The organism is Ferruginibacter sp. HRS2-29 (assembly GCF_024343615.1).
In the GTDB taxonomy this organism is placed as follows: Bacteria; Bacteroidota; Bacteroidia; order Chitinophagales; family Chitinophagaceae; genus Ferruginibacter.
Genome location: NZ_RJUB01000007.1, coordinates 40,917 through 54,510, shown reverse-complemented (window position 1 = coordinate 54,510; position 13,594 = coordinate 40,917). Strand labels below are relative to the sequence as shown.

Here is a 13,594-nt window from a genome sequence, read left to right as displayed (position 1 = left end):
ACCGAGTTGACAACTGGTGGCAGTTGTCAACTTATGCAACATATTTTTATTTTTTCTTGTCATCCAATACATAACACATATTTATACGTTACATATTCACCCGAAAACCTGACTGCTATGATCCAACTTCAACTTGCAATTCCTGAACCCTGCCAGGAGAACTGGAATGAAATGACCCGAAAACCGAAATGCAGTTTATAAGTATAACAACTTATTCACTGAAGTCAATTTAATGTAACCTGCATTTCAGTTTTCACGAAGTGAAAATAATCTGTGCAATCCCCTTCATCCCTTTCAAATCTGTGATCCCTCCTTCCAATCTAAAAGCCCCGATACTTTTGGTACCGGGGCTTTATTCTTTAACAGAGATCTTTAGCTTCCTGCCAGTTCGATCATCGTAGATAATTCTTCTACCAGTTCATCCTCATTCCCGTTGAAGCCAACTGCTTTAAACCGCACTTTGCCTTCTTTGTCGATAATGAATTTTGTAGGGATACCGCTTACTTTGAAATCGGTCACCACTTTATCTTCCGTATCCATCAATACATGAAAAGGATAATTTTTCTTTGCCATGAAGTCCTTCGCGTTTTCCAGTTTGTTATCTACATTTTCCCAGGTATCTACGAACAGGAATTTTACATTTTCATTGTCTTTGTATTTTGCCAGGGCCTTGTTCATGCCCGGCATGGAAGCGATGCAAGGACCGCACCAGGTAGCCCAGAAGTCTACTATCACGATCTTTCCTTTCAGGTCGTCGAGAGAGACTGTTTTACCATCAAAATCTTTGAGGGAGAATTTAGGGGCGGCATCGCTGATCATTGTTTTAGCGATCTCTTGCCTTTTCTTCACTTTTGCCGTAGCTTCCAAAGCAGCCAGGTAAGCATCAAAACCGGCATCACTTTTCTTTTCAGCAGTATACAGGGTCTTCAATGATTCTTTTACTTTTGAAGTAGCCACTCCCTCTTTTACAAATTTTTCGATCAGTTTTTTTGATTCTGCCGGAGGCAACACTTTTTCTGCCAGTAATGCATAACGCTCATTCAATTCAGCATCTTTCAGATCGTTGATGGTGGCAGCATCTTTTGCATAAGTAAAGCCTTCTTTATAATTACCTTCTTTGTAAAGGATATAGGCATACGTATCGCCATACATCGCGTACGTGGATCTGCGCTGTTTATCCCATTGCTTTTTAGTATAGAAATCGGGTTTTTTGTCCGTTGGTTTAAGCATTTCATTTTTTGCATAAGCAGTTGCTGCTGCTGACATTTTTTTTGCTTCCGGTACATTATCATCTGCTTCTGCCATATTCCAGCCGAGGCTGTTATTGTTGGATGCAGCGATTGATTTTTTAGTGATCTTATTATTCCACTCGTTGTAAGCGGTAAAGTTTTTTGCTTTAGCATACGCGTTGGCCAGCTGCGACCTGTAGTTGTCGACAAGGTCTTTATTGGCATCCGGATATTTCGCCAGGTATGCGTTGAACAATTCCAGTTTTTTTGCCGGATCTTTTTCCTTGCTGAAAGCTGCTCCTGCTTCATTCTTCACCCAATCACCGTTAGGGAAAGCGGCATTTCTTGCAGCTACAAGGCTATCCACTTTTTCTTTTTTCTTGTCGCGGGCATAGGCCTGTATCAATACATTGTAAGCATTTTCAGACAAGTTGCCTTTGGCTTCGAACGCCGCCAGTTCAGCATAGATGATGGGAACTGCTTCTTTCTTTTTTGCACGGTTGATCACATTAAGATAAGTGCTGAAAAAAGACGGTTCGGATTTCAGTTCAGGGTATTGTTTGATCCCTTCTTCCAATATTGACAATGACCTTTCAGCATCAGTCGACATTCCCAGGAGATATTCCCCCATACCATTGTTGAGGTTGCTGGTAGCGGCATAATATTCTTTCACGGGTACGTTTTTGTCTGTATACACCGGCACGATGTATCCTTTGCTGCCATTGCCATCTTTTTCTTCGCCGTAACTGAAAGAGAAAGCGATGGCGACTGTATTGGTATCCAGCGCAATATTACCGCTGTAAAGATTCCCTTTTTTAACAAGAGCCGGTTCTGTCAGTTTATAAGAGCCGTTTTTAGCAAAGAGATATACTACTGCTTCCACACCTGCCTGCTTGATAAGCGGCGAATAACTTTTGTTGTATTCGAAATTTACTTTCCCGCTTTGTCTGGGGTAAGCCGGGGAAATTTTCAGCGCCGTGAAATTTGTCTGGGCAGATAATTGGAAGACGCCTGCCAGGAAAGCTAGCAGCAAGATGGTTCTTTTCATTGAAGTGTTGTTTAAAAATTCAGTTTAAAAAATATCCGTACCCAATCATTGGCCGGAATTTGATCACTTATAAAACGGGAGGGTAATATACTCAATTAGTCAACAAAAAACCCGCGGAAATTTCCAACGGGTTATATAATTATATGTACGGTAATTATTTCAGTACGACCACCTTATTGAGGTTTTGCCTGGCCATGGCCCTCGACCTTATCAGCCACGAAATGGTGAAAGTGGGAATGATGTCGGTAAACGGCAACAATTCTTCCAGGAAACTGAAGGCTCCGCCGAAAACGCCCATTTTTCCACCGAACATATTATAAAAGATCATGGCGGAAAGTGGCGCCCAGATCACATCGGCGAATTCGCCTACGAAAGGAATGGAAAAACTGAGGTAACCGATGGCATCAAAAAGGAGGCAGAAGGCCAGCGGCGGCAACGTTTTGTTGTTGTTCATTGATGAGTTTTATTTGAATCTTATTTATCAAAAAATATGCGAAAAACTTCAAACTGGATTTGCAGCAAGAATTATTTTGTTAAATTTTTTAATTAAGATGTATTGGCATAATTTTTTTAAATTTGGTGAAATGACCCACAAATGACTGAAGTTGTTATTGATAAAAAGAAATATGTGTTGATTCCTGCCAGGGAATATCATGCCTTGCAAAAGAAAGCCGCATTAAAATCAGCTCCAGAGAAGACATTTTCCCTGGAGGAGGCCAGGTCATATAGCAAAAAACTGATCCGCAAGTGGGCCGCAGAAAAATAAGTATTAAGAAAACCGCTGCTGATAACATTGCTGCCATAGCATGGTTCATCGAATCGAAAGGGATGACCGCAAGATGCCTTATATAATTACATATTGCTGATTTCTGATTCGCGAAAACTTCACGCTTACTGTAAAGAGCCGTCCAGAGCACAATTAGGTTATAAATGCATTTCTTACAAGAAAAAATACATGATCGTTTTTATTGAAACGGAAACAGAACTGATCATCTGTGAGGTGATCGCTTCCAAATTAATCCATTGGTAAAATTTTCGAATACCTTACCCCATAATACAATGCAGATCAATCACTTGTCAATTATCAGCATCATTTTAACGTTATAATTCCATTTCCCTTTGCCATCCCGCCAAAAATGAGTACCTTTGCGCCCTTAAAAACAGCCTGAGCGCTAACCTCTATTTCGCAAGCATATCGCTTACGCCCGGGGCAAACGCAGCGGCTAAAAAAATCAATAATGAATATTCGTAACATCGCCATCATCGCCCACGTAGATCATGGTAAAACAACCTTAGTAGACAAGATCATCCATGCCACACAGGTATTCAGGGAAAACCAGGAAACCGGTGAACTGATCATGGATAGCAACGACCTCGAAAGGGAACGTGGTATCACCATTTTTAGCAAGAACATTTCTGTTAGCTACAAAGACGTGAAGATCAACGTGATTGATACTCCGGGACATAGTGACTTTGGCGGTGAGGTAGAAAGGGTATTAAAAATGGCCGATGGTGTTTTGCTGCTCGTGGATGCTTTTGAAGGCCCGATGCCGCAGACACGTTTCGTATTGCAAAAAGCACTGGCGCTCGGCCTGAAACCGATCGTGGTGATCAATAAAGTAGATAAGGAAAACTGCCGTCCGGATGAAGTGCACGACGCGGTTTTTGAATTGTTCTTCAACCTCGACGCTACAGAAGAGCAGCTGAACTTCCCTACCATCTATGGTAGCAGCAAGAACGGCTGGATGAACACTTCCCTTACTCCAACCGACAACATCCTGCCTTTGCTGGATGCGGTAATTGAATACGTACCCGAACCAAAGAAAAATGAAGGTACCACACAGATGCAGATCACTTCACTCGATTATTCTTCTTTCCTCGGAAGGATCGCGATCGGCAAAGTGGCCCGTGGCAGCGTGAAAGAAAATCAGCAGATCGCCCTCGTACAGGCTGATGGCGTTATCAAAAAAATGAAGATCAAGGAACTATATGTGTTTGAAGGCATGGGCAAAAAGAAAGTAACGGAAGTTTTTGCCGGTGATATTTGTGCGATCGTTGGACTTGAATCATTCAACATCGGTGATACCATCGCTGATGTAGAAAACCCGGAAGCATTGCCTGTCATCAGCGTGGATGAACCCACCATGAGCATGTTGTTCGGTATCAATAACTCTCCTTTCTTTGGTAAAGAAGGTAAATTCGTTACCAGCCGTCACCTTCGTGATCGTTTGTTCAAAGAAACTGAAAAGAACCTGGCGCTGCGTGTAGAAGACAGCGACAGTGCTGATAGCTTCAACGTATTTGGCCGTGGTATCCTTCACCTTGGTATCCTGATTGAAACGATGCGCAGGGAAGGTTTTGAGTTGACCATCGGTCAGCCACAGGTGTTGGTAAAACATATCGACGGTGTGAAAAGCGAACCCTATGAAGTTCTGGTGGTAGATGTTCCGGCTGATTACAGCGGTAAAGTGATCGACCTGGTTACACAACGTAAAGGCGAAATGCTGGTAATGGAAACCAAAGGCGAAATGCAGCATCTGGAATTCGATATCCCTTCACGTGGATTGATCGGTTTGCGTAGCAACATGCTTACCGCAACTGCGGGTGAAGCTGTAATGGCACACCGTTTTGCAGAATACCGTCCGTGGAAAGGCCCTATTCCTGGCCGTAACAATGGTGTATTGCTGAGCAAAACCACTGAAAAAACAACTGGTTACTCTATCGATAAATTGCAGGACCGTGGACGTTTCTTCGTTGATCCGGGTGAAGATGTTTACGCAGGCCAGATCATCGCCGAGCACATCAAACCAGGAGACCTGGTAGTAAATGCAACCGAGCCCAAGAAGCTGACCAACCACCGTGCAAGCGGATCGGATGATGCTTCCAAAGCAGCTCCGAAGATCCTGATGAGCCTGGAAGAATGTATGGAGTATATCCAGCAGGACGAGTGCATTGAGGTTACGCCAAAGAACATCCGTTTGAGGAAAACCATCCTGAACGAAGATGACAGGAAGCGTATGAGCAAATCGATGGCTTCAGAAGCTGTATAAGAAATAAATGATCTTAAATATGAATCCGCTCGATTGAGCGGATTTTTTAGTTAGCATCATTTCACTAAACTAAATGAACATAATATAATGAGTCATAACTGGATATTTGAAATTAAACATCCTTATACAAATCTTTTGAGAGAGCTGGCTTCCATACCAGATAATGAGGATATATGTATCATTGAGCAATCAGATGATTTTGGTTTTTGGTTAGAATTTTCTTCACCTCATTTGAATGATCTTTCTGATCCAAATGAAGTGTACAACAGGGCTTTTAAATTAAAAATGTTATTAGACGGGGTTTTATACATTATTCATGAAAATAAAAAATCATATACGCAAATAGTTTTAGGAACTCTTTATAATGGAAAAGAAAAAGTCCCCCTTTTTGACCGAACTATTAAAAATAGCCTTTTTGACTTTTCTTATTTTACTGAAGATAAGAATGGAGATCATAAATTAACCCCAATTTCTCTATTAATACATATCGCAGCAAAAGATGATTTTATAAGAAACCTTTTACAAATAAGTAGCAGCGGTATGGATTATAATTCATTATATAAAGCGGTAGATGAAATTAAATATTTTTTGAAAGGGAAAGAATCCCTTGAAGCTTTAGGATTCAACGCAGTTGAACTAGACAGATTTAATCATACTGCAAACAATTTTGAAACATTAGGTATCGATGCAAGACACGGAAACAAATCTCAAAAACCACCTAAAAAACCTATGTCATTAAATGAAGCTCAAAAATTAATCAGCAACATAATAATAGCTGTATTAAAAAAATATTATTTCATAGATTTGCCACGTATAAAGGAAATCAAAATTTCTCCTGAAGATCTCTTTTAAGGTTTGTTTTTCACATAATAATTTTATGGTTAAATGAAAAATTTACTGCAATACAAAGGTTATAAAGCAAGGATTTTCTTCAGTGCAGAAGATATAGTTTTTTATGGAAAGCTAATTGATATCAATGATTTAGTAATATTCGAAGCGAAATCTGTAAAACAATTGAAATCAGCTTTTTATCAATCGGTTGATGACTATATTGAAACTCTTGAGGAAATTTGTTAAATGTGTCTATTTTAAACAAGAATGATTGTAAAGTTGAAATCCACCCCATGAGTGGATTTTTTTATGCCCAGTTAAAAACTTATCGCATTGATGACATTTCAACAGTAGATACGATATAAGAGAAACAATAAAACATGATAGAAACAAAGTAAGAATAACTTTTCACTATTACTCGTTGGCTACCATAGGATATTGCCGTTTTTGATTATATTTAATCTATGCCGGCAAACACATCAGGAGAACATAATTTTTCAGCAGAAGTACAGGCTATCAAAGACAATAGCTCACAGGTGCTGCAACAAATATATACCGATAACTACAGTGCTGCCGAGCGGTATATCCTGCAAAACAACGGAAGCACTGAAGAAGCGAAAGACATTTTCCAGGAAGCGTTCATCGCCGTGTGGAAAAATATACAACTGGAAAAATTTGTCCCTCAAAATGAGCAATCGTTGAAAGCATATCTTTTCCAGGTGAGCAGAAATAAATGGATCAGCCACCTGCGCTCATCGGCCTACAAAAAAACTGCTCCATTGAAGTATGATGCCCAGGAAACTGCCGATGATGAACCCAATGACACTGCCAGTGAGTATATTTCTGCGATATCTAAAAACATGCAGAAGCTTGGCGAAAATTGCCGCGATGTGCTGACAAGATTTTATTACGAAAAAGAATCGCTGAGAACGATCGCCGCATTTTTCGGCTGGACAGAAGCTACGGCAAGGAATAACAAATACCGGTGTATTGAAAAACTGAGAAACCTTTTGAAAAACGAAAAAATTTAACCACAAGTGAGCAATAACCAATTGAATATAACCGAACCGGACCTGGCGCTGATAGACGATTACATCACCGGTAAACTTACTTTACCTGAAAAAGAATCGTTTGAGCAACGCCTTCAATCGGACCCGGAATGGAAAAGCAAAGTGGAAGAGATAAAACTGCTCTCACTCGGCATCCGGGAAGCTGCGCTCAGGCAAAAACTGGACACATTCCATCAGGTACAGCCGGGTAAAATAAGGCCGATCTCGTGGCTCAAAAAACTATCGGTTGCCGCGGTACTCATCGGGCTGATTGGTTTGTGCTGCTGGTGGCTGTTTCTCAAGCCTTCGGCGGACGAAAAATTATATGCTGATTTTTATAAACCCGATGCCGGCCTTGCGACAGAAATGAGTGTATCTGAAAATTACAATTTTGAAAGGGCGATGGTAGATTACAAAACAGGAAAATATTCTGCCGCCATCGATTCCTGGAAAAAATTACTGCCGCTTAACCCGGGAAACGATACGCTCAATTATTTTATCGGAAGCGCTTATTTAGCCAATAAAGACGGAGCTTCAGCCATCGGCTATTTTAACGATGTATTAAAAACCGGTCGCACAGCTTTTTCTTCCGAAGCTCTTTGGTACAAAGGGCTGGCGTTGATACGGCTTGGTAAAAAAGACGAAGCCATCGAAGCTATCAGCTCGTCGGGACATCCGCAAAAAGCAGCACTACTGCACAAACTAAAAGAATGATAAAATATCTTTTCCTCATTTTCACATCGGCCTTTTTTTTCAGCAATTCTTTTTGCCAGAAAAACAATGTGGTGCCGGATGTAGAAGAATTGCTCAAAACTGAAAACTTTAAAGAAGTAAACAGGCTCTGCAAGGAACGGATCAGTAATTTCTTTGTACAGAAAAACGCGGACACCATTTCCGCCTACATCAACTATCTTGGAAAATCGGGCAATGCCCTTAAAGGTGAAACTGCTGCAAAAGCTGATGTGCTGGGGGTTGTGCAGAAAGCAAAAAACAATTTTCCCGATAATAAGGCGCTGGTAAAAATATACCTCGAAGCCGCTTCTTTCTTCAGCAATTCCGGAAACCATCAACTTGCTTACGACCTGGTGACGCAACTGGATAATTATTTTGCCAATAAAAGAGCTGTCATCGCCGCCGATATTCCGGCCATACAATCCAACCTCGGCGATTACAGCATGCGCATGGGGAAATATGCCATCGCAAGTGATCATTACATACGATCGATACAGTTTTTGAAAACCGATCCCAAACCCGACGAACAGAAATTATATTTTGCCAACAACTCTTTGGGCATAGTGATGTGGTATTCGTCGCGGCTCGACAGTGCCATCTTTTATTGGAACAAAGCGATCGAGGCATTGAACAAACTGGAAGCTACTCCACTGAACCGGAATTTCAGGGTGGCGCTGGTGCAAAATAATATTGCAGGTTGCCTCAATGTTTTGGGTAAAACACAGGAAGCGATCGACATGTTTGAACAGGTGATCGATAACAATAAAAAATTCATCGCTTCACCGGAGCCCCATCCCAAAAAAGAGAATTCCCGCATCAACCAGTTCCAGGCGATCGACAACCTGGCGAAGGTTTATCTAGAGCTCGGCGATTTTACCAAAGCGCATGACCTGCTCAATTATTCTTACCAGCAAAAGCTGAAAACTTTCGGTGATAAAAGTCCGGAGGTATATAAATCACTGATCTTCCTGGCCACCATTTACAACAATCAACATAATTACCCGAAGGCAAAAACTTATCTGCTGGATGCGATCAACAGGATAAAAACGCTCGGTGATATTGAAAACTCCTGGGGAGCTGAAGCCTATACCCAGCTGGCCGTAGCGGCAAAAGGCCTGAAAAATAACAGTGAAGCCGCGGCCGCTTATCATGAAGCGGACAGGATCTACGACATCGTGTACCAGGGACAGTATGACGATCTTTACCTCAGTTACCTGGGTGGACAATCGTTGTTTTATGCAGATAATAATGAGGGGGCGCTCGCAATTTCTTCTGTCACTAAAGGCCTCCATTATGTAAATAAATCGCAGGGCGAAAATTCGCTGGCGGCGATACTGCAATTGAAAAACCTGGCTGAAGTAAATTTCCGGCTGAAAAATTATGCGCAGGTTTTTGCTGTTGCCACAAAAGGGCTGTCCATCTTAAACAAGCTGGCGCCGCAAAGCAGCGACCTGCTGGATTCCATCAAGATTTCCATGGAGCAACCTGCATTGGTACTGCTCAAATCCAAAGCCGCATACAAGTTGCAGGAAAAGAAGGATACTGCTTTTTTGAATGCTTTGTTGAAAGAATTATATGAAGCAAGAAACGTGGTGGACAAAAGAAAGGGCATCTTGTATAGCGAAAAGGACATCACTTCGTTGATGGCCGGCTACCGCGAATTGCTCGATTTTATAAAAAAACTGAATTACGAATTATACGCCGCTACAGGCAAAACCGATTACCTCGACAAGATGATCGGTTCGCACGAGCAGGCCATGTATGCCCGTATCCGGTCGCGGATGGACAAACAAAGGGCGATCAGGTTTTCGCAGGTACCGGCAAGTATCATGGCGGAGGAAGCCCGGCTCAGGGAATCTATCCGGCTGGCATTGCAGGGCAAAGCGGCGCATGATGAAAAGATCAAAGCTTACATAGCCGCAGTAAACAGCTGGAACGATTATCAGCAGATGCTCCGCGAAAAATACCCGGCATATTATGAGATGCGTTATGGTACAAAAGAAAAAAACGTGGCCGCATTGAGCCAGTCTATTCCCGCAGGGATCACCGTGCTGCGCTATTTTTTCACAGGCCCTGATCTGTTTGTGCTGGTGGCTACCAGACAAAAGCAGCAACTGATCGTCTTGCCTACCGACCGGCTTACCGAAAATGTGCTGGCGCTCAATGATCCCAGAACAGCTCCCGCGCAGGCCGGGGAAGCCGGTTTTAATCTTTACAATCAATTGTGGAAACCGGTAGAAAAACTCGTGGGCAACAACCGCGTGATGATCATCCCCGATGATATCCTGTATAACATCACGTTTGATATGCTGGTTCCGGAGAGAGTTGACAATTACCGCGACCTGGCAAAAAAAGCACTGGTAAATAAATATGCTATCTCATATTATTATAGCCTGCTGGCGCTGAATGAACAAAAGCCGGTTTCAAAAATGAAAGCTAGTTTCATTGGTTTTTCGCCGGAATTTTCTGATGAGCAGAAGAAGGTTTACAGCGAATTGATCAAAAACGATTCGTTGCACGCGGATAACACTTACCTCTCTTTGCTCCCGCTTCCGTTTACCACCAGCCTGGTGAGGGAAGTGCACGATAACCTGGGGGGCGAAATTTTCCTCAACGATCGTTCTACACCGGAAGCATTCCGTACACATGCGGGCAACCATACTATTATTTACATTGGCACCCACGCTGAAGCGAATAACAATTACCCCGAATTTTCCCGGCTGATTTTTGCAAAAGACCCGCAGAAAGCATCCGGGGAAAATTCGCTTTATTTATTTGACATCTATAACTGCGACCTCAGTTCCGACCTGGTGATATTAACTGCCTGCGAATCAGGGAAAGCAGGTTACCAGGATGGGGAAGGAATGGTATCGATGGCGCATGCTTTCAGTTATGCCGGCAGCCAGAGCATCCTCACAGGATTGTGGAAAATCGATGAGCAATCGAGTACGATCATCACAGATCATTTTTACAAAAACCTGCTGGAAGGCATGACGAAAGATGAAGCACTGCGGCAGGCAAAACTGAAATATCTCTCAGAAAATGAAGGCCGTATGCTGGCCCCGAAATACTGGGCAGGCCTGGTGATCATGGGCGACACATCGCCGGTAGTATTGCCCCGCAATAAAAAAACGCTGGCGTTTTGGATGGCGGGCGGTTTATTCCTGGTACTACTTATGGGGATTTTGTATTACAGGAGAAGGAAAAAGGGTTGACTACCGGGAGTTGACTACCGGGAGTTGACTACCGGGAGTAGACTACCGCGGGTTGACTACCCTTTTCGAAATTTTCCTGTAAATTTGCCTTATGAAAAAAATGCTGATGATAGTTTCGCTGCTGCTGGTTTTTGTGCTGGTATATTCCGGCGCTGAAGCACAATGCGCCATGTGTACTAAAACGGCATCGCAGTTGGGCGAAAAACCTGCCCTGGGGCTCAACCGCGGAATTCTTTACCTGATGCTCTCCCCCTTCGCCATCGTAGGTTTCATCGGTTTCCGCTGGTGGAAAAACAATAAGGCGATGGAAAAAGAAGAAGGGAACAATGTATGATCTATGATGTAAGATCTATGATGTATGATAAAACACAAAATCCAGCGATTCATTGTCTGTTTTCCGGCAAATATCTCTTAATATAGCTGTAGATATTCTCCCCGCTTTTCAACTGCTCCAGCTCGTCTTTTAATTTGTCTTTTTTGATATCTTTCATGCGGTATTGCTGTATCAGGTGATATGCTTTTTCCGCCAGTAACCACGCTTTTTTATCGTTGTTATTCTGTTGTTTCAATACAAGATTTATAGCAGCCAACAGTTCGCCGATACCTTCCCTGTTGAGCGCACTCGTTTTAACGATCTGCACTTCCTGCTGATGGTTGCTGAACGCAGGCGCCAGCATCAGCCGTAGATTTTTTACAAAAAGATCCGCCCCCGGGCGATCTGATTTATTTACCACAAAAATATCGGCGATCTCCATCAGCCCGGCTTTCATTGTCTGTACTTCATCACCGGCTTCGGGAACGATCGTCACAACCGTCACATCCGCCAGGCCCGCGATCTCGATCTCGCTTTGCCCCACACCTACCGTTTCTACAATAATGAAATCAAACTGCGCAAATTTCAGCAGATCGGTTATCTCGATGATCTTAGGATGAAGTCCGCCCAGCGAACCCCGGGTAGCCAGCGACCGTATGAAAACGTTTGGATTATTGTACCACTGGCTCATCCGTATCCTGTCGCCCAGCAAAGCGCCCAGGTTGAAGGCGGAAGAAGGGTCGACGCAAAGTACCGCCACTTTTTTCTGTTGTTCTACCAGCAGGCCGATCAGCGAATCAGTAAGGGTGCTTTTTCCGGCACCGGGCGGGCCGGTAATGCCGATAACGGGAGTAGAAGATGCCGACAAAGATTCCAGCAAACCATCGTAACCCGGCACTTCATTTTCTATGAAGGATATGCAGCGTGCAAGCGCATTGATATTTCCCTGCCTGATATCGTTTTTTATTTGCTGCCACATAGATAAACGTAAGGACCGATCAATTAAATGACTTTTGATTGCGGATGTTCTTTAAATCAAATGTAATTAAAAGTGGCCGACCTTGGCTTAGGCCACCATAATAACTTCTATCTTTAAAAATATTTACAGCACAACCGTAAGTTTATCAATAGCATGGCATACCATGGAATTTCTGTCATCATCCCCAATTACAATGGCCGGCATTTGCTGGAGCAGGTATTGCCGTGCCTGTATAAAGCACTGGAAAATTCAGGACAGCAATACGAAGTGATCATTTCAGATGACCGGTCAACAGATGACTCCATTGCTTATCTTGAAGCATATCACCCTTCTGTGATCTTAATAAAAAACCCCGTTAACCGGGGGTTTTCGCCCACCATCAATGAGGGGATATTTAAGGCCACCAAAGACCTGGTGCTGTTATTAAACAGCGATGTAAAGCTTACGCCGGATTATTTTCATAGCCTCTTCAAATATTTTGACCTGCCCGATACTTTTGGTGTAATGGGGCGTATAATAGGATGGGAAGATGAAAAGATACAGGACGCGGCCAAATACCCTTCTTTTCACGGGGCCAAAATAAAGACCTCGGGCAATTACTATGCGGCACAGCCATCCGAAAACGACCGGCTGTATTCGATGTACCTGTCCGGGGCCAATGCGTTGGTTGACCGTAAAAAACTGCTATCCCTTGGTGGCTTCGATGAAATATATGCCCCGTTTTATGTGGAAGATTTCGATCTCAGCCTGCGTGCGTGGCGCCTCGGCTGGAAATGTTATTATGACCATTTTGCCGTATGCCGCCACCAGGTTTCTGTATCTATCAAGTCCAGCAGCAGCAAACGTTTCGTCAATACCATCTATTATCGTAATAAGATGTTTTTACACGCCATACATCTTTCGGGCGGCAATAAAATATTGTGGTGCCTGCAGCAAATACCCGAAACGCTTATACGGGTTTTTACGCTGCGGTTTTATTATCTGAGATCCTTATCCTTATTTTTCCGGGGGAGAAAAAAAATGAATACATCAACAAAAAAATTAAATGACCTTGCAAAACATAACGGTACAATTTTATTGGATGTGGAAAAGGTAGTAGCGGTTATCACCGGATCGTTGAAAGATAAACCCATCCAACGATTTTAATT

The 13,594-nt window shown here is 42.8% G+C and carries 12 protein-coding genes; 9 read left to right on the top strand and 3 right to left on the bottom strand.

Translation table 11 applies throughout. The annotated features are described in order from the left end of the window. Positions 1-372: 372 nt before the first annotated feature. Both EGI32_RS04075 and EGI32_RS04070 read right to left on the bottom strand, forming a co-directional pair. Positions 373-2,277 (bottom strand): TlpA disulfide reductase family protein, encoded by a 1,905-nt coding sequence (locus EGI32_RS04075; RefSeq protein WP_255154096.1) that lies wholly within the window; start codon positions 2,275-2,277, stop codon positions 373-375. Positions 2,278-2,431: 154 nt separating this feature from the next. Continuing rightward, on the bottom strand, positions 2,432-2,731 hold the full coding sequence (locus EGI32_RS04070) for a hypothetical protein (protein WP_255154095.1): 300 nt from the start codon (positions 2,729-2,731) through the stop codon (positions 2,432-2,434). A 141-nt stretch (positions 2,732-2,872) separates the two neighbouring features. Here EGI32_RS04070 and EGI32_RS04065 point away from each other — a divergent pair, with 141 nt between their 5' ends. From EGI32_RS04065 to EGI32_RS04030, 8 genes are all read left to right on the top strand, one after another. Continuing rightward, positions 2,873-3,043: a hypothetical protein gene (locus EGI32_RS04065; protein ID WP_255154094.1), complete on the top strand. Its 171-nt coding sequence runs from the start codon at positions 2,873-2,875 to the stop codon at positions 3,041-3,043. 472 nt (positions 3,044-3,515) lie between these two features. Continuing rightward, entirely contained in the window at positions 3,516-5,327 is a 1,812-nt protein-coding gene (typA, locus tag EGI32_RS04060) for a translational GTPase TypA (RefSeq protein WP_255154093.1), read from the top strand. A gap of 87 nt (positions 5,328-5,414) precedes the next feature. After that, complete coding sequence (locus EGI32_RS04055; RefSeq protein ID WP_255154092.1) at positions 5,415-6,179, top strand: hypothetical protein; 765 nt, start codon at positions 5,415-5,417, stop codon at positions 6,177-6,179. 33 nt (positions 6,180-6,212) lie between these two features. Beyond that, positions 6,213-6,404 carry a hypothetical protein gene (locus EGI32_RS04050; protein ID WP_255154091.1) on the top strand — a complete coding sequence of 64 codons (192 nt, stop codon included), beginning with the start codon at positions 6,213-6,215 and terminating at the stop codon, positions 6,402-6,404. 218 nt (positions 6,405-6,622) lie between these two features. Continuing rightward, complete coding sequence (locus EGI32_RS04045; RefSeq protein WP_255154090.1) at positions 6,623-7,189, top strand: RNA polymerase sigma factor; 567 nt, start codon at positions 6,623-6,625, stop codon at positions 7,187-7,189. Positions 7,190-7,195: 6 nt separating this feature from the next. Beyond that, on the top strand, positions 7,196-7,921 hold the full coding sequence (locus EGI32_RS21275) for a tetratricopeptide repeat protein (protein WP_255154089.1): 726 nt from the start codon (positions 7,196-7,198) through the stop codon (positions 7,919-7,921). Further along, positions 7,918-11,154: a CHAT domain-containing protein gene (locus EGI32_RS04035; RefSeq protein WP_255154088.1), complete on the top strand. Its 3,237-nt coding sequence runs from the start codon at positions 7,918-7,920 to the stop codon at positions 11,152-11,154. Before EGI32_RS21275 ends, EGI32_RS04035 begins: the two co-directional genes overlap by 4 nt. Positions 11,155-11,245: 91 nt before the next feature. After that, entirely contained in the window at positions 11,246-11,488 is a 243-nt protein-coding gene (locus EGI32_RS04030) for a hypothetical protein (protein WP_255154087.1), read from the top strand. A gap of 49 nt (positions 11,489-11,537) precedes the next feature. Here EGI32_RS04030 and meaB read toward each other — a convergent pair whose 3' ends face one another. Further along, positions 11,538-12,446, bottom strand: a complete 909-nt coding sequence (meaB, locus tag EGI32_RS04025; RefSeq protein ID WP_255154086.1) for a methylmalonyl Co-A mutase-associated GTPase MeaB — start codon at positions 12,444-12,446, stop codon at positions 11,538-11,540. Positions 12,447-12,599: 153 nt separating this feature from the next. Here meaB and EGI32_RS04020 point away from each other — a divergent pair, with 153 nt between their 5' ends. Beyond that, a complete protein-coding gene (locus tag EGI32_RS04020) occupies positions 12,600-13,592 on the top strand; it encodes a glycosyltransferase family 2 protein (protein WP_255154085.1) in 993 nt (330 codons plus the stop codon). Positions 13,593-13,594: the final 2 nt, after the last annotated feature.

Bases quoted from the DNA above. Each gene is read 5' to 3' on its own strand.
- EGI32_RS04075 (WP_255154096.1), bottom strand. From the start codon at position 2,277: ATGAAAAGAACCATCTTGCTGCTAGCTTTCCTGGCAGGCGTCTTCCAA.
- EGI32_RS04070 (WP_255154095.1), bottom strand. From the start codon at position 2,731: ATGAACAACAACAAAACGTTGCCGCCGCTGGCCTTCTGCCTCCTTTTT.
- EGI32_RS04065 (WP_255154094.1), top strand. From the start codon at position 2,873: ATGACTGAAGTTGTTATTGATAAAAAGAAATATGTGTTGATTCCTGCC.
- typA (WP_255154093.1), top strand. From the start codon at position 3,516: ATGAATATTCGTAACATCGCCATCATCGCCCACGTAGATCATGGTAAA.
- EGI32_RS04055 (WP_255154092.1), top strand. From the start codon at position 5,415: ATGAGTCATAACTGGATATTTGAAATTAAACATCCTTATACAAATCTT.
- EGI32_RS04050 (WP_255154091.1), top strand. From the start codon at position 6,213: ATGAAAAATTTACTGCAATACAAAGGTTATAAAGCAAGGATTTTCTTC.
- EGI32_RS04045 (WP_255154090.1), top strand. From the start codon at position 6,623: ATGCCGGCAAACACATCAGGAGAACATAATTTTTCAGCAGAAGTACAG.
- EGI32_RS04035 (WP_255154088.1), top strand. From the start codon at position 7,918: ATGATAAAATATCTTTTCCTCATTTTCACATCGGCCTTTTTTTTCAGC.
- EGI32_RS04030 (WP_255154087.1), top strand. From the start codon at position 11,246: ATGAAAAAAATGCTGATGATAGTTTCGCTGCTGCTGGTTTTTGTGCTG.
- meaB (WP_255154086.1), bottom strand. From the start codon at position 12,446: ATGTGGCAGCAAATAAAAAACGATATCAGGCAGGGAAATATCAATGCG.
- EGI32_RS04020 (WP_255154085.1), top strand. From the start codon at position 12,600: ATGGCATACCATGGAATTTCTGTCATCATCCCCAATTACAATGGCCGG.